The sequence below is a fragment of the Paraburkholderia sp. RL17-381-BIF-C genome, assembly GCF_046026435.1.
In the GTDB taxonomy this organism is placed as follows: domain Bacteria; phylum Pseudomonadota; class Gammaproteobacteria; order Burkholderiales; family Burkholderiaceae; genus Paraburkholderia.
In genome coordinates this window covers 131,226-154,222 of sequence record NZ_JARESX010000004.1, presented here as the reverse complement: position 1 = coordinate 154,222, position 22,997 = coordinate 131,226, and the positions used below count along the sequence as shown (strand labels likewise).

Below are 22,997 nucleotides of genomic sequence, written 5' to 3'. Positions count from 1 at the left end.
TGGTCCTGGCGCGCGCCGCGTTGCGTTCCGGCCGATGCCTTGCGCTACATCGAGCGGCGGTCGAGCATTGCGCGGGCAATCGTACCGGCGTCGACATACTCGAGTTCGCCGCCCACCGGCACGCCGCGTGCAAGACGCGTGACGGAGAGTCCGCGCGCCTTGAGCGTTTGCCCGAGGTAATGCGCGGTCGCCTCGCCTTCGTTAGTGAAATTGGTTGCGAGCACGACTTCCTTGACGACGCCATCGGAGGCGCGTCTGACGAGCCGGTCGAAATGAATCTCCTTCGGACCGATGCCGTCGAGCGGACTCAGGCGTCCCATCAGCACGAAATAGAGCCCGCGATAGGTCATGGTCTGCTCGAGCATGATCTGATCGGCAGGTGTCTCGACGACGCACAGCAACGTGGGATCGCGCTCCTCGTCGAGACAGACCTCGCAGATCTGCGCTTCGGTGAAGGTGTTGCACTTCTCGCAGTGCTGCAGATGCTCGGTGGCGAACAGCAGCGAGCGGCCGAGTTGTTCGGCGCCCTCGCGGTCGTGCTGCATCAGATGGTACGCCATGCGTTGCGCGGACTTCGGCCCGACACCGGGCAGCGCGCGCAGCGCTTCGACGAGCGCCGACAAGGCGGAGGGTTGTTTCATGCGGATCGGCGTCGAAGTGAGTAGTGGCCGGCTATACGGGTCGCGATACAGGTAATTCGATCGGTTTCAATCATTCCGACGACGGCCCGAACCGGTGCGCGCGAGGTGCATCTCGGCCAGGCCACGGCCAGTTGGATCAAACCGGCACACGCGCACAGCGCGAGCGGCGCTGGCAGCCGCTACGGCACCGACAGCACGCACCGCTCGCGCTTTGTGGCGCGATTCACGCCGCGGCAACAGCAGTCGCGGCGCGGACACCGCCTTGCGGCGGCGTCGGTCAGAACGGCAGCTTGAAGCCCGGCGGCAGCGGCAGGCCCGAGGTCATGCCGCCCATCTTTTCCTGGGCGGTGGCTTCGGCCTTGCGCACGGCGTCGTTGAATGCAGCGGCGACGAGGTCTTCCAGCATGTCCTTGTCGTCGGCAAGCAGGCTCGGGTCGATCGACACGCGGCGCACGTCGTTCTTGCAGGTCATCGTCACCTTCACGAGACCGGCGCCCGACTGCCCCTCGACTTCGATCAGCGCGAGTTGCTCCTGCATCTTCTTCATGTTTTCCTGCATCTGCTGGGCTTGCTTCATCAGCCCGGCGAGTTGGCCTTTCATCATGGACATGCTCCTTCTTGATAGCGTGAAATTCGGAAATCGGGCGCGTAATGGCGTATCGCGCGGCGAATCAGTGGACCGACGGCGCGCCGTTCGAGCCGGCGTCCGGAGTAATCGGGCGGATCGAGCCGGGCACGATGCTCGCGCCGAACTCGCGGATCAGTGACTGCACGAACGGATCGGCACCGATCTCGCGCTCCGCTTCCTGCTGACGCTGCGCGCGCTGGGCGGCGTCATGCGCGGCGGCCGTGCGGCGCGCGGGACCGACTTCGACCAGCACGTCGACAGTCTGGCCGAGCCTGTCGGCGAGCGCGGTTTTCAGTTTGGCGACCTGCGAGGCTTCGGCATACTGCGGCACAGGCACGTTCAGTTTGAGCGTGTTGCCTTCGAGCGCCATCAGTTCGCTGTTGAACGCAAGCTGATACGAAATGCCCTTGAGCGGCAGGTCGACGGCAAGCGCCGGCCAGTCACCCTTGAAGCCCAGCGCATCGAGCGGCACGGCGGGCGGCAGCGGACGTTGATCGACAACCGGCGCCGGCGTAGGCGCGGCACTCACGCGGACGTCGTCCGGGCCGCTGTCGAACACCGGCATGTAGCCGTCGTCCGGCAGGCCATAATAGCCTTCGTCCGCAGCCGTGAGCGGCATGTATTCGTCCGGCGGCATATCGTCCCACGGCGGCACCGACGAGCCGTTCTGCTCGGCGCCACTACGCTGGGCCGGTGACGCGGACGCTGACGGCCGAGCCGCAGGCGCTGCAGGCACGGCGTCCTGCTGCGGCGCACGGCGCGGCGTGCCCGGCGTCGGCACGGGAACGACCACGCGCGGTGCGGCCGGTTTCGGCGTAGCCGGCGCGGCGGGCTTCTCTGCAGTGGCGGCAGAGGCTCGGCCACGATCCGAGGACACCTTCAAACCAGCGCTGCGCAAGACGTCGAGAGCAGCGCTCGCGCCACCTGCGCGACGTGGCGCGGCGTCGGCTGCGGGCGGCGGCTCTTGCGACGGCGCCGCCGCGGCAGCTTGCTCCGTGCGCGCGAGCGCGGCGGCTGCCGGTGCGCTTAGTGAAGAGGCGGGTGCTGCGTCATCGGGCGCTGCGGTCGCGGAGACTTCATTCGAAGCGGGTTCGTTAAGGCCCGCAGCTGCGGAAAAATCATTCGAAGCCGCACCGTTGAATCCCGCGCTTGCGGAGACTTCATTCGAAGCCGGATCGCCGAGACCAGTGCCCACGGAAACGTCATTCGCGACCGGATTGGCGGGCGCGTCGTCCCACGGCGCCAACGCGGGTGCTCGGGCGGTCACTGACGTCGGCGCCGAATTCGATTCGTCAACACCCGCCGCCGACTCGGCAATGACTGCCGGTTCCGCGGCAGGCGATTGCACTGCTGACGTGCCCTGAACGGAATTGGCTGGCGCCGCTTGAATCCCACCAACTGCCGCCCGCGCTTCAACTGGATTATTGGCGTGCTCCGCAGCACGCGTTGCGGATTCGACCGATGCGTGAACCGCAGCGCCCTTGTCAGCAGGTGCAGCGTCGCGAGACTGTGTTTCACGAACGGGCGCGGCAACGTTCAATTGCGCCTCCCGCGGAGCTCCCGGCACGGCGCTCGAAGCCGTGACCGCCGGCGAACCCGACGCGCCACGTTCAGCGGCCACTGCCGGCGCACTGGTGCGCCTCGCCCCACCCGACCCTGCCTGGCCAGCCGCGCGCGAGCCACCCACCGTCCCACCGCCGCCGCCCGTAGGCGCCGGTTCGAACGCCAGCATGCGCAGCAGCGTCATGGTGAAGCCGGCGTATTCGTCGGGAGCGAGACCCAGTTCGCTCCTGCCGATCGTCGCGATCTGATAGAACAACTGCACCTGTTCGGCGCTGAGCGCTTCAGCAAAGCGGCGCAAATCGCTCGCCTCAGGCCACTCGTCCAGCACCGACGACGGCGCGAACTGCGCCCACGCGACCCGATGCAGCAGACTCGCCAGATCCTGCAACGCCGTCGAAAACGACAGGCTGCGCAACGCCATCTCGTCGGCCACCGCGAGGACCGCAGCGCCATCGCCATCGGCAAGCGCGTCGAGCAGACGAATCAGGTAGCTCTGATCGAGCGCGCCGAGCATGCCGCGCACCGCTTCTTCATTCACCTGATTGGCCGAATAGGCAATCGCCTGATCGGTCAGCGAAAGCGCGTCGCGCATCGAGCCGTCGGCCGCGCGCGCGAGCAGGCGCAGCGCCTGGGCGTCGTACGGCACCTTCTCTTCGCCGAGAATGTGCTCGAGATGCGAGACGATATGGCCGGAGGGCATCTGCTTCAGATTGAATTGCAGACAGCGCGAGAGCACCGTGACCGGAATCTTTTGCGGGTCCGTGGTGGCGAGAATGAACTTGACGTGCGCGGGCGGCTCTTCCAGCGTCTTCAGCATCGCGTTGAAGGCGTGATTGGTGAGCATGTGCACTTCGTCGATCATGTAGACCTTGAAGCGCGCATCCACCGGCGCATACACGGCGCGCTCCAGCAGCGCCGCCATTTCGTCGACGCCGCGATTACTCGCCGCGTCCATCTCCACATAATCGACAAAGCGGCCCTCGTCGATCTCGCGGCACGCACGGCACACGCCGCACGGCGTGGAGGTCACGCCGGTTTCGCAATTCAGCGCCTTGGCGAAGATGCGCGACAGCGTGGTTTTGCCGACGCCGCGCGTGCCGGTAAACAGATAGGCATGGTGCAGACGGCCGCCGTCGAGCGCGTGCGTGAGCGCGCGCACCACGTGCTCCTGTCCGACGAGCGAAGCGAAATCCTTCGGCCGCCATTTGCGTGCGAGAACTTGATAGGTCATCCGGAAATTGTATCAGTAACAATGCCGCGCAAAACCGATTCGCGACAGCGCACGAACGCATGCTGCCACTTGATTGAAACTGCCTAATGAACCGATAGAAAAAAATAGACGAGGCGCGCGAAGACTCACCACACAGCATGGCGGCATGCGTCGGCACTCAGGGTAAAACAGGAGATGGAAAGTTTTGCGGCAGAACCCGCACAACGAACAACTAGAGAACAACGAAAAACAAAAAGGAAGGGTGACGAGCCTGACCCTCGGCACTGGTGGAAAACGGCTGTGGCTGCTTCGTTCCCGACCTGACCAGGTTGACCGCACCTCCATGCGAGGAGGCCCGTCACGAAACATTCTATCATCGCTTGGCCCGTCGCGCGACTGTTAATACGACCAAAGTGCGAATGGCGCGCTGAATCGCAACCTTCGCACCATATATAGACAACGGCGGGCGCAGGTCGAGGCCGGCGCCGACAATGCCACTTGAGTTTGGCGGCCGGGCCACCACATAGGTGGCGTCATGGTTGATGAAACACGGTGGCACTTCATCGGCAGCCGTTGGCCCCGCTGCCCCTGATGAGTACTATCGCCCCCGGCAACGCATAGCGAATTAAGCTAAACTGCCATACGGATGACCCGCGAGAGCGAGCCTTCTGCATATTCCGTAACAGGTGTTCACCGTGCTCACCTTTTCCGGCGTGTGTCGGCAAGGCTTCGATTGCGGCAAAGCGAACGGAAGTTTCCTTAGGTTTAGACGTATCGTGGCGAGCAATTCAGGCGGGCCTCGAACCGATAGAGGTATTCATACAATGAGCGAACAAATCAAGCATATTAGCGACGCATCGTTCGAACAGGACGTCGTGAAATCCGATAAACCCGTGCTGCTCGATTTCTGGGCTGAATGGTGCGGCCCGTGCAAGATGATCGCGCCGATCCTCGACGAAGTCGCGAAGGATTACGCCGATCGCCTGCAAATCGCCAAGATCAACGTCGACGAGCACCAATCGACGCCGGTCAAGTTCGGCGTGCGCGGCATTCCTACGCTGATCCTCTTCAAGAACGGCGCTGTTGCCGCACAGAAAGTCGGCGCATTGTCGAAATCGCAACTCACCGCGTTCCTCGACGGCAACCTGTAAATGCGGCGCATCGGCACGCTCGGGGGCCTCTGAGGCCCGCGGGCGAGTCGCGTTGAGCGTGTTGTCAGCCGGCAACACGCTCAACAAGAAAGATGCCATGCCGTCGCACTGACGGAAATTGGCGTGTGCTATGCTAGAATCCGCAAAACGTCGAAAAGACGTGTAAGTCCTTGAGCGGTTCCGCTCACTCTCCTCCCAGATTTCATTTCGTCGCACCTTCTCCTGCGGGTTCTCCGTATGCATTTATCCGAGCTTAAGACTCTGCACGTGTCCGAATTGATCGAGATGGCCAATGGCCTCGAGATCGAAAGTGCGAACCGCCTGCGCAAGCAGGAATTGATGTTCGCCATTCTAAAAAAACGAGCCAAAACGGGCGACACGATCTTCGGCGACGGCACGCTCGAAGTGCTGCCGGACGGCTTCGGCTTCCTGCGTTCGCCGGAAACCTCGTACCTCGCCAGCACGGATGATATTTACATCAGCCCGTCGCAAATCCGCCGCTTCAACCTGCATACGGGCGACACGATCGAAGGCGAAGTACGCACGCCGAAAGACGGCGAACGCTATTTCGCGCTGGTGAAGGTGGACAAGGTCAACGGCCAGCCGCCGGAAGCCTCGAAGCACAAGATCATGTTCGAAAACCTGACGCCGCTGCACCCGAACAAGGTGCTGCTGCTCGAACGTGAAATGCGTGGCGAGGAAAACGTCACGGGCCGCATCATCGATATGATCGCGCCGATCGGCAAAGGCCAGCGCGGCCTGCTGGTCGCATCGCCGAAGTCGGGTAAGACCGTGATGCTTCAGCACATCGCTCACGCGATCAAGCAGAACCATCCGGATGTCGTGCTGTTCGTGCTGCTGATCGACGAACGCCCGGAAGAAGTGACCGAAATGCAGCGCTCGGTGGCGGGCGAAGTGATCGCCTCCACGTTCGACGAACCGGCTGCCCGTCACGTTCAAGTCGCCGAAATGGTGATCGAAAAGGCCAAGCGCCTCGTCGAAATGAAGAACGACGTCGTGATTCTGCTGGACTCGATCACGCGTCTTGCGCGCGCTTACAACACCGTCGTGCCGGCCTCGGGCAAGGTACTGACGGGCGGTGTCGACGCCAACGCGCTGCAACGTCCGAAGCGCTTCTTTGGCGCCGCGCGCAATATCGAAGAAGGTGGCTCGCTGACCATCATCGGCACGGCGCTGATCGAAACCGGCAGCCGTATGGACGACGTGATTTACGAAGAATTCAAGGGCACCGGCAACATGGAAGTGCACTTGGAACGTCGCCTTGCTGAAAAGCGCGTTTATCCGTCGATCAACCTGAACAAGTCCGGCACGCGCCGCGAAGAACTGTTGATCAAGCCGGAAGTGCTGCAAAAGATCTGGGTGCTGCGCAAGTTCATTCATGACATGGACGAAGTCGAGTCGATGGAATTCCTGCTCGACAAAATCCGTCAGACGAAGAGCAACTCCGAGTTCTTCGACATGATGCGCCGTGGTGGTGGCAGCTAAAGCCTTGGGCTGATTTAGCCGCACTAGCCGCATCATCTGCATCGCATCAAAAGCCGCTCGCCGCAAACGAGCGGCTTTTTTTCGTCCGCCTTTTGCCGCCCCGGCGCGGCGAACTCACCCAACCGGCTTTCAGCCATCAACACCGTCGAGCCGTCAACGTGTACGTGAACGTACACGTTGGAGTACAATGCCGGCAGTCCGTCATAAACGCCACATGCCATGTCGAAGGACTCACCCACTCTGCTGACCGTGCGCGACGCCGCCGAACGCCTCGGCGTCACACCGCGTACGCTGAAATACTACGAGGAACGCGGCCTCGTCTCGCCCACGCGCAGCGAGGGCCGCTACCGGCTCTACGACGAGGAAGACCTTAAGCGCTTCAGCCGCATTCTGCGTTTGCGCTCGCTCGGTTTCTCGCTGCACGGCATTACCGAGATGCTCAAGCAACCGCTCGAACCCGTTGACGGTCGCAACCGCTACTCGACCGAATCGCTGCAGCAGATTCACGACGCCATCGCCCAACAGGTTAAAGCGCTCGACGCGCGCATCGAAAGCATGCGGCGCGAACTGAAGGAAGCGCAGAAGCTGCGCGCCGAACTGAGCCCCGACCTCGACTATCTCCGGCGGCGCCTCGCTGGCGAAAATGCCGACGCGTTGCTCGAGCAGCGCCGCAACGCACGCGCCAGGGGGAGCGGTACGCCGCACGCAAAGCGCGGCAAGACCCCGGGCGAATCCACGCCGGGCGACTCCTCGCCGGGCGAATCCTCATGAGTACGACGTCGTGCCGGACACCGCTGTTCAGTGTCGAGAAACTGCGCGGCGATTTCTTCCCCTGGGTGCTGGCCGTCGTCACCGGCCTCGACTATTTCGACAACTCGATCTTCTCGTTCTTCACCAGCTATATTGCCGGCGGCGTCAATGCATCGCCCGACGAACTCGTCTGGGCGTCGAGTGCCTATGCGGTCGCGGCGGTGCTGGGCATTTTGCAGCAACAATGGTGGGTTGAGCGCTTCGGCTACCGGCGCTACGTGACCGGCTGCATGGTGTTCTATTGCGCCGGCGCGGTGGCAGCGGCGTTGTGCGAATCGTCGATCGAACTGGCGTTCGCGCGCGGCATGCAGGGCTATTTCATCGGGCCGATGATGGGCACCTGCCGCATCCTGATCCAGATGAGTTTCAAGCCGCAGCAGCGGCCCGCGGCCACCCGTGCGTTCCTCGTGCTGATCGTCCTGAGCAGTGCGCTCGCGCCGCTGATCGGCGGTCAGTTGATCGCGCATTTCGGCTGGCGCGCGCTGTTCGCGTGCACGGCGCCCGTGGGCTTGCTGTTCGCCGTTCTGGCCTTGCTCGCGCTGCCCGACTCCGGCAACCGCCTGCCCGAAGAACGCGGCGCCGCGCATTTCTGGCCGTACCTCATCTTCGCGTTCGCACAAGGCGCCCTGCAGATCGTGATGCAGCAGGTGCGCTTCCAGTTGTTCAGCGCCTCACCCGGGCTGATCCTGCTGACCGTCGCCGGGATCGTCGCGTTGGGCTGGTTCGCCTATCATCAGTGGCACCATCCGGCGCCGCTCGTGCGCCTCCATGCACTGCGCGAGAAGGTGTTCCAGGCCGGGCTCGTGCTCTACATGTTCTACTACTACATCTCGACCGTGTTCGGCTTTCTGATCTCGCGCTTTCTCGAAGGCGGTCTTGGCTATCCAGTCGAAAACACCGGGCAACTGGTCGGCGTGACATCGCTGATTTCGGCGAGCGCCCTGTTCGTCTATCTGCGCTATGCGAAACTGCTGCCGCGCAAGAAGTGGATCATCGTGCCGGGTTTCGCGGTGGCCGCGTTCGCCGCGGCGTGGATGACGCGCATGTCGCCCGGCGTCGGCGAAGCGGCGTTGATCGTCCCGCTGTTGTTGCGCGGCCTGCTGCTGTTGTTCATCGTGCTGCCGGTGGCTAATCTGACTTTCCGAATTTTCGCCATTGAAGAATTCACGCACGGCTACCGGTTGAAAAACATCGTGCGGCAGGTGACGATCTCGTTCGCGACCGCTTCCATGATCATCGTCGAGCAGCATCGGCAGGCGCTGCATGAAACCCGCCTCGCGGAGTTCGTGAATCCGTACAATCCGCTATTCCAGAACTCGCTAGCCGCGCTCACGAGAGGCCTGGCCGCCGCCGGCCGCTCGCCGTCCGAAGCGCACTCGCTGGCCATCGTGGAAATCAGCCGTACGGTCGCGCAACAGGCCAGCTTTCTCGCCTCGCTGGACGGCTTCTACTTCCTCGCCGGCGTGGCGATATGCGGCGGCATTTTCGCCGCGTGGCAAAAACAGATCGACTAGAGGTTGCATCAGGCCATGCTCTCGAAACTCACTCAATGGCTCGGCACACGCCGGCGCGAGCGCGCGTTGCGCGACTACGCGATCGACGACTCGCTCTGGCAAGCCACGCTCGACGGCCTGCCGTTTCTCGCGCATCTCGATGCGCCAGACCTCGTGCGTTTGCGTGAGCTGACGAGCCTGTTCCTTGCGCAAAAGGAATTTTCGACCGCGCACGAACTCGAGCTCACCGACGCAATGACCGTGGCGATCGCCGCCCAGGCGTGCCTGCCGGTGCTGAACCTGAGCCTCGATCTCTATCGCGGCTGGGTCGGCGTGATCGTCTATCCGGGCGAATTCGTGATCCGCAAGACCGTCGAGGACGAAGATGGCGTAGTGCACGAGGTCGAGCAGGACGCGAGCGGCGAAGCGTGGGAAGGCGGCCCCGTGGTGTTGTCATGGGAAGACGCGCAAATGACGGACGGCACGGACGCCTACAACGTCGTGATCCACGAATTCGCGCACAAGATCGACATGCTGAATGGCGAGGCGGACGGCCACCCGCCGCTGATGCGCCGCTGGCACGCGCCGCTCGATGCGCAGGCGTGGGCCGACGTATTCGACCATGCGTACGACCACTTCTGCGCAAAAGTCGACGCGGTGCCGGAGCGTCGCTGGGCGAGATTCGAGCGCGATTCGCTGATCGATCCGTATGCGGCGGACCATCCATCGGAATTTTTTGCCGTTTGCAGCGAGGCGCTGTTTGTCAAACCGCAGGCGTTCGAAGCCGAATATCCGGAGCTTTACCGGCTGCTGGCACGATACTACCGGCAAGATCCGGCGCGAGTCGGCGTGACGTTCCCTGCAGGCTGACGCGCAACGCCCGCCAGACAAGGCCCGGCCGCCGTAGCGCTCCACGGCCGCGATCCGGCAGGAACGCCGCGAAATCAGCGCACACGGCTCGCAAAAGGCTGGCACAAAAGTCGTCAAGCGACTGATTTTCTGGCATAATCGCCGTTTTTCGACCATAGGCAAGTGGCTCGCGCCTAGATGCGGTCCGTTCAAAGACGGTCGCACGCGGGTTGGCTACCGCCAGATTAAAGGAAAGACCATGAAAGAAGGCATTCACCCGGATTACCGCGAAGTTCTGTTCATCGACGTGTCGAACGACTTCAAGTTTGTGACGCGCTCGACAATCCAGACGCGTGAAACCGCCGAATTCGAAGGCAAGACCTACCCGCTCGCCAAGATCGAAGTGTCGTCGGAATCGCATCCGTTCTACACCGGTCAGCAAAAGATCATGGACACGGCAGGCCGCGTCGAGAAGTTCCGCAACAAGTTTGGCTCGCGCGCTACCGGCAAGGTCGCAGCGAAGTAATACCCGCCTCCTCGCCAGTTCAGCCGGCTCGGCCAATTCAGCCGGTCGGGCGAGCAGCGAAGCAGGAGCAAAAAGGGCAGCGCGAGCTGCCCTTTTTTGTCGCCTTGCCGATTCGTCGTCAATGGTCGAAAGCGAGCGCGGCGCACTGCCGAACCCGTGTTACCGCCTGTCGAATCACGTTGCGAGCCGTTACCGGCCGTGACGCGCATCGCACGGCACGACTACAATGCCGGATGCTCCAAATTGGCCATTCCAGCCGGACATGCCGTCCGGTCCCGGCTGCACCGCTTATCCGATATCCACACACCGCATGAGACCTGCCGTTCGCCTCACTGCCTCAGCGACCAGTGCGTTGCCGCGCTGGCTGCTGCTGACCATCTGTATCGTCTACGCATCGTTCGGACTGTTCGGCCGCGATCCGTGGAAGAACGAGGATGCAGCCGGCTTCGGCGTCATGTGGACCATGGCGAACGGCAGCGCGCACGACTGGCTTCTGCCGAATCTGGTCGGCAAATACCTCACTGAAGACGGCCCGCTCGGCTACTGGTTCGGCGCCAGTGCGATCCGCGCGCTCGCGCCGTGGGTCGATGCGAGCAACGCCTCGCGCGTCTTTACCGGCCTGCTGTTTTGCGCGGGCTGCGCGTTTGTCTGGTATGCGGCTTACCTGCTCGGCCGGCGCGCCGAAGTTCAGCCATTCAAATACGCATTCGGCGGCGAGCCGGAACCGCGCGACTACGGCCGCACCCTCGCCGACGGCGCACTGCTGATTCTGCTCGCCTGCTTCGGTCTCGCCGAGCGCGGCCACGAAACCACACCGCAGCTCGCGCAGTTCTGCGGTATCGCGATGCTCGTGTACGGGCTCGTGCGCATGATCGACAAGCCGATTCAAGGCGCGCTGATCTGGGGTCTCGCCATCGCGTTCGTGACCCTGGCCAGCAGCCCGGTGCTGGTCGGCGCGCTGCTGCTCGGCACGCTGGCGATGACCCTGATCGTGCGCGAAACGCGCTCGCGCTGGCTCTTGCTGGCGGGCCTGCCGGTGGCGCTCGTGCTGTCGGCGGCATGGCCGGTCGCCGCGCTCGCCACCTTCCCCGACGACGCCGTCTGGTATCTCAATCAGTGGGTGCACGTCAGCCTGAGTTCGTTCGCCGGACCGCCGGGCTCGGTCGCCGGCTACGCGCTGAAAAACCTGCCGCTCTTCACGTGGCCGGCGTGGCCGCTGGCACTCTGGGCGTGGTTCAGCTGGTCCGGCCTGCGCCGCGCGCCGCATGTGGCGATTCCGCTTTCGGTGATCGGGCCGCTGTTCGTGCTGGTCGTTTTGCAAAGCCACCAGTCGAACCGGCTTTACATGCTGCTGCTGCCGCCGCTCGCCGTGCTGGCCGCGTTCGCGCTGCCTACGCTCAAGCGCGGTGCGATCAACGCGATCGACTGGTTCGCCCTCCTGAGCTTCACGATTCTCGGCAGCTTCGTGTGGCTGGTTTATATCGCGGGACTGACCGGTTTTCCGCATCCGCTCGCGCGCAACCTCGCGCGTCTCGCGCCGGGCTTCGCGCCGCAGTTCAAGATTCTGTCGTTTGTGTGCGCGGTCGCCGTGACAGTCTGCTGGTTCGTGCTGGTGCAATGGCGTCTTGCCCGTCACCCGAAAGTGTTGTGGCGCAGCGTGGTGCTCTCGAGCGCCGGCACCACCTTGATGTGGGTGTTGCTCATGACGCTGTGGCTGCCGGTCGTCAACTACAGCCGGACCTATAAAGACGTTGCCGAACAGATCTCCGCCCATCTGCCGGACGACTACACCTGCATTTCGCCGGTGCGCCTCGGCAATGCGCAGATCGCGACCTTTGCCTACTTCGGCGATATGCATTTTTCCTTCGACCAGGACTGCGACGTGATCCTGCGCCAGGATACTCAGGACTACGGCGAACCGAGCGCGATGTCCGACTTCGTCTGGAAGCTCGTGTGGGAAGGCCGCCGCGTGGCCGACCGCGACGAGCGCTTCCGCCTGTACGTGCGCATCGACCGTCCGAAGCCGCCAGTCGTCAAACGCCGTAACTGGCACAAGAAGTCCAACTGAGCATGCTCGCCGATGTACGGAAAATCGCCGCATTAGCATGGCCGGTCCTGATCGGCCAACTCGCGATTATCGCGTTCGGTGTGATCGACACGGCGATGGTCGGCCGTTTCTCGGCAGTCGACCTGGCCGCGCTCGGCCTCGGTTCATCGATCTATATTTCCGTCTACATCGGCCTGACGGGTATTCTCACCGCACTGCAGCCGATTACCGCGCAACTCTACGGCGCGCGCCGCTACAGCGAAATCGGCGAGGAAGTTCGCCAGGCCCTGTGGCTTGCGCTGGCGCTGACCGTGATCGGTTTCCTGATTCTGTTTTTTCCCGGCCCGGTGCTGCAACTGGCGCGCGTGCCCGACGCGTTGCACGACCGCACGGTCGCCTATCTGCGGATTCTGGCCTTCGGCTTGCCGGCCGGTCTCGCCTTTCGTGTCTACAGTTCGGTCACCAATGCGGTCGGCAAGCCGCGGCTCGTGATGATCCTTCAAATCGGCGCGCTGTTGCTCAAGGTGCCGCTCAATACGTGGTTCATCTTCGGCGGGTTGGGCGTCCCGGCGCTGGGCGGCCCCGGTTGCGCGCTCGCCAGCACCTTGATCAACTGGGCGCTTGCCGTGCTCGGAATGATCCTGCTGACGCGCGTCGATGTATTCACGCCGTTCGCCATCTTCTCGCGCTTCTGCTGGCCGGTCTGGCGGCGCCAGGCGGCGCAACTGCAGCTAGGCATTCCGATGGGCCTGTCGTACCTGATCGAGGTCACCTCTTACACGTTCATGGCGCTCTTCATCGCGCGCTTCGGCACGACGACGCTCGCCGGCCACCAGATCGCCGGCAATATCGGCGCGGTGCTGTACATGACGCCACTGTCGATCGGCATTGCTTCGTCGACGCTGGTCGCGCAGGCGCTCGGCGCGCATCGCCCGGAAGCGGCGCGCACGCTGTCGCGTCACGGCATCATGATGGCCGTGGCGATCGCCTGCTGTTACGGCGCGATCGTACTGGCGCTGCGGCCTTATATCATCGAAGGCTATACGCCGAATGCGCAGGTCGTGGCCGCGGCGTTGCCGCTGGTGTTGATCGTCGCGTGCTATCACGTTTTCGATGCTTTGCAGATCACCACCGCGTTCGTGCTGCGCGCCTACAAAGTGGCGGTCGTGCCGACCGTGATCTACGCGGTAGCGCTGTGGGGCGTCGGGCTCGGTGGCGGCTATGCGCTCGGCTTCAACGTGACCGGCACAATGCCGGAATGGCTGACTGGCGCGCGCGGCTTCTGGGTGGCGAATACGCTGAGCCTGGCGATTGCCGGCATTGGCTTGCTGATTTACTGGCGGGTCGTGAGCAAACGGCATTTGCATGCCGATGCGGCGCTTCGGGTCGATTCGGCCGCGTGACAGGGCGCTCGCAGGCCGTAAGATCGCGAGGCTTCTCGCTGCTGAACCTGTAGCGCACTGGTCGACCGCAAACGCGCTGTTGGGCGGGTTATCAATAATTGACTGTTAGTTGCGTTGCCAGCGCAAGAAAACGGCTGCGCAAAGCAGCCGCCTGCCCTACCCCTGGCATCGCCGCCCGCAGGCGCGACCTCAACCAGCGAGCGCGTCTGCCTCCATCGCCTGCCCCGCCCTCACAGCTTGCGAGTTAGGCATCGTCCGATCATGCCGCTCGAAAATCTCATGCGCGGCGAACAGCGCATTCAGCGCCGCCGGAAAGCCCGCATAAAGCGCCATCTGCATGAACACCTCGACGATCTCCTCGCGCGTGCAGCCGACGTTCAACGCCGCCTCGATATGCACCTTCAACTGCGGCTGCGCGCAGCCTAGCGTGGCGAGCGACGCAATCGTCGCGATCTCTCGCGCGCGCAGATCGAGTTGCGGGCGGCTGTAAATATCGCCGAAGCCGAATTCGATCAGCAGACGCCCGAAATCCGGCGCGATCGGCGCGAGCGCGGCGATCACCTGCTCGCCGGCCGAGCCGTCGATTTCCTTCAGTTTGTCCCAGCCTCGGGTGTAGCGGTCGTTGTGTGCGTGGTCCATGGTGAGTCCTCTTCCGAATGTGAATGCGAGTGGGTTTCGCCGGTCTGTCGTGTCGAGCGATCCATGGCGGATGCGCGCCCCGCCGCCTCGTAGTACGCAATCTTGTCGACGATCGCGCCGAGATTGACCTGCAACTCGGCGATCCGCGCCAAAACCGCATCCCGATGCGCCACCAGCATGTCGCGGCGCGCGTCCACCGTCGGCTGGCCTTGCGCGCGCAGCGTCGCGAACGCCTGCATGCCGGCTATCGGCATGCCGGTCGCCTTGAGCCGCATCACGAACAGCAGCCAGTCGAGATCGGCTGGCGAATACAGGCGATGCCCCGCCTGCGTGCGCCCGACAGCGCGAATCAAGCCTGCCTGTTCGTAGTAGCGCAGCGTATGCGTCGAGACGCCGATCGTTTCAGCGACCTGCCCGATGGTGAGTGCTTTCGAGATATTCGACATGACGGAACTCAGGTTAGGACTTCGAGTGCACTCTAAGTCAAGCGCGGCATGCTGTCATTTGTCTGCGCTGTCATTTTTTTATGGCGTGTGGATTTGATCGATAAACTCACCAGAGCCTAATCACTAGGCAAAAGGTTTAAATCTCGTTCACATTGATTTACTTGTCATCAATCGATCGGTATAAATCGTCCGCGTTCGCAAATAAGGGCGCGCAATTTGTTCTATGCTTAAGCGCAGCGCGTGCTACACAACGCGTCGTCCCCAGTCGTTACTAGTTGTCTCGAGTTGTCCCTTAGTGGCTAACTTTTTTTGCCCTCAATGGAGTGCTTGCCATGCTGAAGAAGCTTTTAATGCTTTGCCTTGCTTTGGCTTTGTCGCTGTCGGCCGGTTTTGCGGCGGCCGTCGAAGTGAACTCCGCCGATCAGGCGGCGCTCGAATCGGTCAAGGGTATCGGCCCGGTGCATGCGAAAGCGATCATCGACGAACGCACCAAGAACGGCCCGTTCAAGGACGCCGATGATCTCGCCACGCGCGTCAAAGGCATCGGCACCAAATCGGTGACCAACCTCGAAGCGGCCGGCCTGACGATCAACGGCTCGTCCACCCCGCCGACCGGCGCCAAACCCGCCACCAAGGCGGGCAGCACCGCCACAAGCAAGGCAGCGCCGGCCGCCACTACCGCGGCGCCAGCCACGGCCGCGACCACGACGCCCGCCGCACCAGCGGACGCTTCGGGTGCGAAGGCGTCCAAGTCGAAGAAGAAGAGCAAGGCCGAGGCGGCAGCGGCTTCCGCGCCGGCCAGCGCGAGCGCGGCGGCGCCGGCTGACGCTTCCGACGCCAAGGGCTCGAAGAAGAAAGCGAAGAAGAGCAAGGCCGCATCGGCTGCGGCGGCCTCGGGTGGTGCCTGAACAGAACAGTTCGCGGACCGGACGCGCATGAGACGGAGTACGAAACAGGATTGAGCGTCGGCGGCGTAACGGGCTGAGTGCTTCGCGCGTGATCTCGTGCGACGAACCCACCGGCCCGTCCCGCCGCCTCCCGCCTTCCTTCCACGGCGCCGCGCAAACGCGCGGCGTTTTTACCCGCCGACCCGTCAAGCGCGTGTCGGCATTCAAGAGAGACCGTCATGAGCCTACTCGACACACTCGGTTCCCTGGTTGGCAAATCCCCCGAAGGCGGTGGCCAGCAAGCCCTGGTTGCAGCCGCACTCGAATTCGTGAATAACCAGCCGGGCGGCCTGAACGGCCTGATCGACCGTTTCAAGGAAAAAGGCCTCGGCGACGTGGTGACCTCCTGGGTCAGCAACGGCGAGAACCAGCCGATCGCCCCTGATGCGCTGCACAGCGTACTCGGCTCCGAGACCGTCACCAACCTCGCGGCAAAAGCCGGTGTGCAGCCGGATCAGGTCACCGGCCTGCTCTCGCAGATTCTGCCGCACGTCGTCAACGCGGCCACGCCGGAAGGCGAAGTGCCGGCCGAGGGCAAATTGAACGCCACCACGGTGCTCGGCGCGCTCGGCGGCCTGTCGGCGCTGTTCGGCAAGGGCAACGCTTAAGCCGCTGCTTAAACACACAGGCGTAAGCGCGCGGCCGCGCCGCACGCCACACGCCACGCAAGGCCGCCAGCGCAGTGCGGTCAGCGAGCAAAAAAAAACGTCAACGAAGTCACCTTCGTTGACGTTTTTTATTTCGACGGGAGCGGCTCGACCGCTGCCGCTCCGCCGTTCACAGAGCGCGTCTCGCTTAGTGCACGACGCGTTCGAACACCAGTTTGCCGTCTTCCAGTTCGACCGGAATCACGTCCTTCGGACCGAACTTGCCAGCCAGAATCAGCTTGGCGACCGGGTTCTCGATCTCCTGCTGGATGGCACGCTTCAGCGGCCGTGCACCGAACAGCGGATCGTAGCCGACCTTGCCCACGTGCTCGAGCGCCGCGTCCGACACCACCAGTTGCATGTCGAGCTTGGCAAGCCGCTCGTGCAGACGCTGCAACTGGATCCGCGCGATCGACTGGATGTTCGAACGGTCGAGCGCATGGAACACCACGACGTCGTCGATCCGGTTCAGAAACTCGGGCCGGAAGTGCAGCTTCACTTCTTCCCAGACCGCGTCCTTCACCGCCTCCTGCGGCTCGCCGACCATCGACTGGATCACCTGCGAGCCGAGGTTCGACGTCATCACGATCACCGTGTTCTTGAAGTCCACGGTGCGGCCTTGGCCATCGGTCATGCGGCCGTCGTCGAGCACTTGCAGCAGCACGTTGAACACGTCCGGATGCGCCTTCTCGATTTCGTCGAGCAGGATCACGCTATAGGGCTTGCGACGCACGGCTTCGGTCAGATAGCCGCCCTCTTCGTAGCCGACGTATCCCGGCGGCGCACCGATCAAACGTGCGACGCTGTGCTTCTCCATGAATTCGCTCATGTCGATACGGATCAGATGATCTTCCGAATCGAACAGGAACGACGCAAGCGCCTTGCACAGTTCGGTCTTGCCCACACCGGTCGGGCCGAGGAACAGGAACGAACCATACGGCCGGTTCGGATCCGACAGACCCGCGCGCGAGCGGCGGATCGCATCGGCCACCGCGCTGATCGCCTCGTCCTGGCCGACCACGCGCGCGTGCAGCTTCTCTTCGATCTGCAGCAGCTTTTCACGTTCGCCCTGCATCATGCGCGACACGGGAATGCCGGTGGAACGCGATACGACTTCAGCGATTTCTTCCGCACCGACCTGCGTGCGCAGCAAGCGCGGACGGGTCGGATTGTTCTGCTCTTTCGCCTCGGCCTGCGTCACTTCCTTCAACTGCGCTTCGAGACCCGGCAGCTTGCCGTACTGCAACTCGGCGACCTTCTCCAGCTTGCCTTCGCGTTGCAGGCGCGTGATTTCCGCCCGGGTTTTCTCGATCTCTTCCTTCAGTTGCGCACTGCCCTGCACCGCGGCTTTTTCCGCCGTCCAGATTTCTTCGAGGTCCGAATATTCGCGATCCAGCCGCTCGATTTCCTCTTCGATCAGTTGCAGGCGCTTTTGCGACGCTTCGTCTTTTTCCTTCTTGACGGCTTCGCGCTCGATCTTCAACTGGATCAAACGACGGTCGAGCCGGTCCATCTCTTCCGGCTTCGAGTCGATTTCCATCTTGATCTTCGAAGCGGCTTCGTCGATCAGGTCGATAGCCTTGTCCGGCAGGAACCGATCCGTGATGTAACGATGCGACAGTTCAGCCGCGGCGACGATCGCCGGGTCGGTGATATCCACGCCGTGGTGCAGTTCGTACTTTTCCTGCAGACCGCGCAGGATTGCGATGGTGGCTTCCACCGTCGGCTCGTCGACCAGCACCTTCTGGAAGCGGCGTTCGAGCGCGGCATCTTTTTCGATGTACTTGCGGTATTCGTCGAGCGTGGTCGCGCCGACGCAATGCAGCTCACCGCGCGAGAGCGCTGGCTTCAGCATGTTGCCCGCGTCCATCGCGCCTTCGGCCTTGCCCGCGCCGACCATGGTGTGGATTTCGTCGATGAAGACGATGGTCTGGCCTTCGTCTTTCGCGATGTCGTTCAGCACAGCCTTCAAACGCTCTTCAAACTCACCGCGATACTTGGCGCCGGCCAGCAACGCCGCCATATCGAGTGACAGCACGCGCTTGCCCTTGAGCGTTTCCGGCACTTCGCCGTTGACGATACGCTGCGCCAGACCTTCGACGATCGCGGTCTTACCCACGCCCGGTTCGCCGATCAGCACGGGGTTGTTCTTGGTACGACGCTGCAGGATCTGGATCGAACGACGAATTTCGTCGTCGCGTCCGATCACCGGGTCGAGCTTGCCGGCCCGCGCGCGCTCGGTCAGGTCCACGGTGTATTTCTTCAGCGCTTCACGCTGGCTTTCGGCGTCCTGGCTATGCACTTGCGAGCCGCCGCGCACGGCGGCGATCGCGCTTTCCAGCGACTTGCGCGACAACCCATGCTGACGCGCGAGACGGCCGGCCTCGCCTTTGTCGTCCGCGACGGCGAGCAGGAACATCTCGCTCGCGATGAACGTGTCGTTGAGTTTTTGCGCTTCCTTATCGGCCTGGTTCAGCAAGCCGGTCAGCTCGCGGCCGATCTGCACATTGCCGTCGGTGCCCTGCACTTGCGGCAGACGCGTGATCGCGTCGCCGAGCGCCGTTTGCAACGCCTGCACATGCACGCCGGCACGCGAGAGCAGCGAGCGTGCCGAACCATCCTGCTGCGCGACGAGCGCCGACAGGACGTGAACCGGTTCGATGTATTGATTGTCGTGGCCGACGGCCAGACTCTGCGCATCCGCCAGGGCTTCCTGGAATTTAGTGGTAAGTTTGTCGATTCTCATCAAGAGACCTCCAATTTCGATTACCACCAAAATGAGGCGTTTTATCCAGGTTTCAAGCGCTTTTTTGCATCAGACAACGAATATTTAACGTTTGGACGCAAGAGAACTGCCTCACCGTTTTCAGGCAAGCGGCGCGGAATTGCCACCGGCCGGCGCGACCGGCACGATCGGAATCACGCTGCTCAAGCCGAGCAGCGCGGACAGCGGGCCATGCGGCTGTGCCACCTCACCAATGGTATGTCGGTCCAGCTCGGAGAGAAAGGCATTACGCGCCGCTTCGAGCGCGCCACGCAACCGGCACTGCGGTGAAATGACGCAACTGCGGCGCTCACCTTGCTGGTCTGGAAAACAGCCGACGAGCGCAAAGTCGCTTTCGGTCGCGCGCACGATTTCGCCGACCGTCAGCGCGCTGGTTTGCTCGGTAAGCCGCAATCCGCCGTTGCGCCCGCGCACCGTTTCGATCCAGCCGAGTTCGCCGAGCTGCTGCACGACCTTCATCAAGTGGTTCTTGGAAATGCCGTACGCGTCCGAAATATCCTGGATCGTCGATAGCCCTTCGCCGCGAACCGCGAGGTATAGCAAAACGCGTAGTGAGTAATCCGTATAGTCGGTCAGTCTCATAGGTGCAGGTATCACGATGAGCGCAAGCCGCGATCCGGGGATAACCGCGTCGATGCAAGGGTTGCCGTGGGCCGTCGCTTCGCCCTAAGATGCAGGCGCTACGCATATTTTCTTGTTCTGCGCAGATAGGCGGTGCGTATGTTTCGGCAGTAATGGTAACGTTTCCTGCGTGGGGCATTCTTACGAAAAGCGGGGTATTCGCAGCCTACTTCCTTTCGTTTGGACTCCGTTTGAGGCCATTCCTGACGTAGTGCGGCACCGTGTGGCGACGCACAATCGAGAACCGCACCTTTTGGAATTTGCATGAACCCGTCTTTTCCCGCCGCGCCGGTCGTTGAACGCGCCATCGAGCCCACCGAGGCGAATATCCGCGAACTGGTCTACGCCTTTTACGATCGCGTGCGCGCCGATGCGCTGCTGGGTCCGGTCTTCGACGCAACGCTCGCGGGCCGCTGGGACGATCACCTGCCCAAGATGTGCACCTTCTGGGGCAGCCTCGTGCTGGGCGCGAAGCAATATCGCGGCAACGTGCAGCAGGCGCATCAGCCGCTCGAGGGCATCGAGCCGCAGCACTTCAGCCGCTGGCTGTATCTGTTTCTGGACACGGTGCAGTCGCGTTATCAGCCCGCCGCCGCGGTCCGCTTCATGGAACCGGCGTTGCGCATCGCGCAGAGTCTGCAGTTGAGCCGTTTCGGCTGGGATTACAAGATCCCGGAGGAACAACAGGCGCTGCTGGAACGCGTTGCGCCCAAACGTCGACCGCACGATGTTGACGAGGCAGCTCACGCGGCGCGCCCGCCAGGTGAGCCGTTTCCGACGCGCATTGTCGGCCGGTCGCGGGACGAATGACGCAGACGCGCGCGAGGCTGCCGTTCTAAACCCGTGCAGCGGGCCGGCAGGCATCGGCCAAGCCTGAACCGTCAGGAGCGCCGGCGAGCGGCGTGAGCGGCGTCAAAACGCTCGCTGTTCACAGACTCGCGGCCCCGCTGACACCCGGATTCCACCGGCGCGCACCCGCGCCTAGTCCTCGGACCGATTATCCGATTCGATACCCCAGCGGGCGAGCGCCGCGTCGTCGGTGACACGTGCATCGACCCAGCGCTCGCCAGCCTCGGTCTTTTCTTTCTTCCAGAACGGCGCCTGGGTCTTCAGATAATCCATCACGAATTCGCAGGATGCGAAGGCATCCCCGCGATGCGCGGCCGTCGTCGCCACCAGCACGATCTGGTCGAGCGGATACAGCTTGCCGACCCGATGCACGATCAACACCTCGGTGCCCGGCCAGCGTTCGCGCGCGCTGACGATGATCGCCTCCAGCGACTTTTCCGTCATGCCGGGATAGTGTTCGAGCTCCATCGTCTCGATCGCGCTGCCGTCGTTCAGATCGCGCACGGTGCCGACGAAGCAGGCGACCGCGCCGATTTTCGGATTGCGCGCGCGTAATCCGGCGACCTCGGCGGTGAGGTCGAAGTCTTCCGTCTGGACGCGAACGGGCATCTGGGCCTCCTATGCAGTTGGGAGCGGCGCGGCGGATCAGCCGCCGGTGACGGGCGGAAAAAACGCGACTTCGCAGCCCTCGGTGACGCGAGTGCCGGCGCCGGTCATGACATGGTTGCAAGCCATGCGCAGCGCGCGGCCCTCGGCCAGGGTGTCGGACCAGATGCCGCCGCGCGCGCGCAGCCAGGCGCGCACGTCGCCGACGGTTGCAATGCCGTCGGGCAGATCGACCGTTTCGTCGGCCAGATCGAGCGCTTCACGCACGCTCGCAAAATATCGAAGTTGAATCTTCATCGGGATGCCACCGGCGACCGCCGGCCTCAGTTCAGCAGTTCGGAAAAAGGAAGGAAGCGCACCGTCTCGCCGGCGCTGATCGCGTGGTTCGGCGGATTGTCGATCAGGCCATCGCCCCAAACGGTCGAGGTCAGCACGGCCGAACTCTGATTCGGGAACAGATCGAGCCCGCCCGCCGGGTTGATACGCGCGCGCAGGAATTCGTTGCGGCGGTCGGCCTTGCTCTGCGTGAAATCCGCGCGCAGCGACAGTGCGCGCGGCGTAACCGTCTGCACGCCGGCCAGACTCAGGATGAACGGGCGCACGAACAGCAGGAAGGTCGCGAAACTGGACACCGGATTGCCCGGCAGGCCGATGAAAAAGGTTTCAGCCGAATCCGGCGCCGCCGCGGTCTCGCCACGCCGCGCCGCACGGCGCACTGCGCCGAAGGCGAGCGGCTTGCCCGGTTTCATGGCGATTTGCCACATTGCAAGACGGCCTTCTGCTTCCACAGCCGGCTTCACGTGGTCCTCTTCGCCCACCGAGACGCCGCCGCAGGTCAGGATCAGGTCGTGTGCTTCGGCGGCTTCACGCAAGGTCGCGCGGGTCGCGTCGAGCTTATCGGCGACGATGCCGTAGTCGGTGACTTCGCAGCCGAGTTTTTCCAGCAGCCCACGTAGCGTGAACCGGTTCGAGTTGTAGATCGCGCCGGGCTTCAGCGGTTCGCCCGGCATGGTCAGTTCGTCGCCGGTGAAGAAGACGGCTACCTTGACGCGCCGCCGCACGACGAGTTCCGCGCACCCGACCGAGGCCGCAAGCCCCAACGCCTGAGGCGTGAGCCGCGTGCCCGCCGGAAGGATGACCGAGCCACTGCGGATGTCCGCGCCCTGCGCCGTAATCCATTCACCGGGCTGCGGGCTGTGCAGGATCGTGACTTCGGCGCCGCTGGCTTCGGTTTGCTCCTGCATCACGATCGCGTCGGCACCGGGCGGCACGGTGGCGCCGGTAAAGATACGCGCGGCCGTGCCGGGTGTCAGGGGCTCTGGCGCGTGGCCGGCCGGAATGCGTTGTGAAACCGGCAAGCGGCCGGTGGCTTGACCGGCCAGGTCCGCGCTGCGGATCGCGTAGCCGTCCATTGAACTGGTGTTCATCGGCGGGACGTCGAGCGGCGAGGTGACGTCGGCCGCGAGAACACGGTTCAGCGCATCCAGCGTGGGGATCGACTCTGTGCCGGCAATCGGGCTCGCTGCGCTGAGCAGGGTCGCCAAGGCTTCGGCGGTGGCAAGCATCGGCGCGCGGGGCGTGGGTGTGGACATCTCTGGTCTCGAAGCCGCAGGTTAAAAGAATATTGTAG

Annotated in this window: 20 protein-coding genes, 1 other RNA gene and 1 pseudogene; 11 read left to right on the top strand and 11 right to left on the bottom strand. The window is 63.3% G+C overall.

Annotated features, from left to right (window positions below; translation table 11 throughout):
* Positions 1–44: 44 nt before the first annotated feature.
* From recR to ffs, 4 genes are all read right to left on the bottom strand, one after another.
* Positions 45–641, bottom strand: a complete 597-nt coding sequence (gene recR, locus P0D70_RS05095) for a recombination mediator RecR (protein ID WP_408183223.1) — start codon at positions 639–641, stop codon at positions 45–47.
* A 277-nt stretch (positions 642–918) separates the two neighbouring features.
* Positions 919–1,245 carry a YbaB/EbfC family nucleoid-associated protein gene (locus P0D70_RS05090; protein ID WP_007182071.1) on the bottom strand — a complete coding sequence of 109 codons (327 nt, stop codon included), beginning with the start codon at positions 1,243–1,245 and terminating at the stop codon, positions 919–921.
* Between the two features lie 67 nt (positions 1,246–1,312).
* Positions 1,313–4,063, bottom strand: a complete 2,751-nt coding sequence (gene dnaX, locus P0D70_RS05085) for a DNA polymerase III subunit gamma/tau (protein ID WP_408183220.1) — start codon at positions 4,061–4,063, stop codon at positions 1,313–1,315.
* A gap of 240 nt (positions 4,064–4,303) precedes the next feature.
* An RNA gene (gene ffs, locus P0D70_RS05080) (signal recognition particle sRNA small type) lies at positions 4,304–4,402 on the bottom strand.
* A 464-nt stretch (positions 4,403–4,866) separates the two neighbouring features.
* Between ffs and trxA the strand changes: the two genes are divergently transcribed.
* The 8 genes from trxA (at position 4,867) to P0D70_RS05040 (ending at position 13,827) form a co-directional block, all read left to right on the top strand.
* Positions 4,867–5,193: a thioredoxin TrxA gene (gene trxA / locus P0D70_RS05075; protein WP_006048864.1), complete on the top strand. Its 327-nt coding sequence runs from the start codon at positions 4,867–4,869 to the stop codon at positions 5,191–5,193.
* Positions 5,194–5,430: 237 nt separating this feature from the next.
* On the top strand, positions 5,431–6,699 hold the full coding sequence (gene rho, locus P0D70_RS05070) for a transcription termination factor Rho (protein WP_006048863.1): 1,269 nt from the start codon (positions 5,431–5,433) through the stop codon (positions 6,697–6,699).
* A gap of 219 nt (positions 6,700–6,918) precedes the next feature.
* Complete coding sequence (locus tag P0D70_RS05065) at positions 6,919–7,470, top strand: MerR family transcriptional regulator (RefSeq protein WP_408183217.1); 552 nt, start codon at positions 6,919–6,921, stop codon at positions 7,468–7,470.
* Positions 7,467–9,023, top strand: a complete 1,557-nt coding sequence (locus P0D70_RS05060) for an MFS transporter (RefSeq protein ID WP_091794516.1) — start codon at positions 7,467–7,469, stop codon at positions 9,021–9,023. The genes P0D70_RS05065 and P0D70_RS05060 overlap by 4 nt, the downstream gene beginning before the upstream one ends.
* Before the next feature lie 15 nt (positions 9,024–9,038).
* Positions 9,039–9,872 (top strand): M90 family metallopeptidase, encoded by an 834-nt coding sequence (locus P0D70_RS05055; protein WP_408183214.1) that lies wholly within the window; start codon positions 9,039–9,041, stop codon positions 9,870–9,872.
* 238 nt (positions 9,873–10,110) lie between these two features.
* A complete protein-coding gene (locus P0D70_RS05050; RefSeq protein WP_007182076.1) occupies positions 10,111–10,377 on the top strand; it encodes a type B 50S ribosomal protein L31 in 267 nt (88 codons plus the stop codon).
* Between the two features lie 310 nt (positions 10,378–10,687).
* The gene (locus tag P0D70_RS05045) at positions 10,688–12,445 is read left to right on the top strand and encodes an ArnT family glycosyltransferase (RefSeq protein ID WP_408183211.1); all 1,758 of its coding nucleotides are present in this window, start codon (positions 10,688–10,690) and stop codon (positions 12,443–12,445) included.
* 2 nt (positions 12,446–12,447) lie between these two features.
* Complete coding sequence (locus tag P0D70_RS05040) at positions 12,448–13,827, top strand: MATE family efflux transporter (RefSeq protein ID WP_408183208.1); 1,380 nt, start codon at positions 12,448–12,450, stop codon at positions 13,825–13,827.
* 189 nt (positions 13,828–14,016) lie between these two features.
* Here the strand turns inward: P0D70_RS05040 and P0D70_RS05035 are convergent, their stop codons facing one another.
* Complete coding sequence (locus P0D70_RS05035; protein ID WP_408183206.1) at positions 14,017–14,466, bottom strand: carboxymuconolactone decarboxylase family protein; 450 nt, start codon at positions 14,464–14,466, stop codon at positions 14,017–14,019.
* The gene (locus P0D70_RS05030) at positions 14,418–14,912 is read right to left on the bottom strand and encodes a MerR family transcriptional regulator (RefSeq protein WP_408183204.1); all 495 of its coding nucleotides are present in this window, start codon (positions 14,910–14,912) and stop codon (positions 14,418–14,420) included. The genes P0D70_RS05035 and P0D70_RS05030 overlap by 49 nt, the downstream gene beginning before the upstream one ends.
* Positions 14,913–15,244: 332 nt before the next feature.
* On the opposite strand from P0D70_RS05030, the gene P0D70_RS05025 reads away from it, so the two are divergent.
* Positions 15,245–15,820, top strand: coding sequence for a ComEA family DNA-binding protein (locus P0D70_RS05025; RefSeq protein ID WP_408183202.1), 576 nt, complete (start codon positions 15,245–15,247; stop codon positions 15,818–15,820).
* A gap of 215 nt (positions 15,821–16,035) precedes the next feature.
* Positions 16,036–16,467 (top strand): annotated as a pseudogene (locus tag P0D70_RS05020) (YidB family protein); the annotation flags it as partial.
* A 187-nt stretch (positions 16,468–16,654) separates the two neighbouring features.
* Here P0D70_RS05020 and clpB read toward each other — a convergent pair.
* Both clpB and P0D70_RS05010 read right to left on the bottom strand, forming a co-directional pair.
* Entirely contained in the window at positions 16,655–19,252 is a 2,598-nt protein-coding gene (clpB, locus tag P0D70_RS05015; RefSeq protein ID WP_091794533.1) for an ATP-dependent chaperone ClpB, read from the bottom strand.
* A 120-nt stretch (positions 19,253–19,372) separates the two neighbouring features.
* The gene (locus tag P0D70_RS05010) at positions 19,373–19,873 is read right to left on the bottom strand and encodes an Rrf2 family transcriptional regulator (RefSeq protein ID WP_408183199.1); all 501 of its coding nucleotides are present in this window, start codon (positions 19,871–19,873) and stop codon (positions 19,373–19,375) included.
* Between the two features lie 303 nt (positions 19,874–20,176).
* Between P0D70_RS05010 and P0D70_RS05005 the strand changes: the two genes are divergently transcribed.
* Positions 20,177–20,722: a group III truncated hemoglobin gene (locus P0D70_RS05005; protein ID WP_408183197.1), complete on the top strand. Its 546-nt coding sequence runs from the start codon at positions 20,177–20,179 to the stop codon at positions 20,720–20,722.
* Positions 20,723–20,893: 171 nt separating this feature from the next.
* On the opposite strand, the gene P0D70_RS05000 is transcribed toward P0D70_RS05005, so the two are convergent.
* From P0D70_RS05000 to P0D70_RS04990, 3 genes are read right to left on the bottom strand one after another with little or no spacing between them, the layout of a single operon-like run.
* Positions 20,894–21,370: a molybdenum cofactor biosynthesis protein MoaE gene (locus tag P0D70_RS05000; protein WP_408183194.1), complete on the bottom strand. Its 477-nt coding sequence runs from the start codon at positions 21,368–21,370 to the stop codon at positions 20,894–20,896.
* A 36-nt stretch (positions 21,371–21,406) separates the two neighbouring features.
* Positions 21,407–21,664 (bottom strand): molybdopterin converting factor subunit 1, encoded by a 258-nt coding sequence (gene moaD / locus P0D70_RS04995; RefSeq protein WP_091794541.1) that lies wholly within the window; start codon positions 21,662–21,664, stop codon positions 21,407–21,409.
* Positions 21,665–21,690: 26 nt separating this feature from the next.
* Positions 21,691–22,932: a molybdopterin molybdotransferase MoeA gene (locus tag P0D70_RS04990; protein WP_408183297.1), complete on the bottom strand. Its 1,242-nt coding sequence runs from the start codon at positions 22,930–22,932 to the stop codon at positions 21,691–21,693.
* Positions 22,933–22,997: the final 65 nt, after the last annotated feature.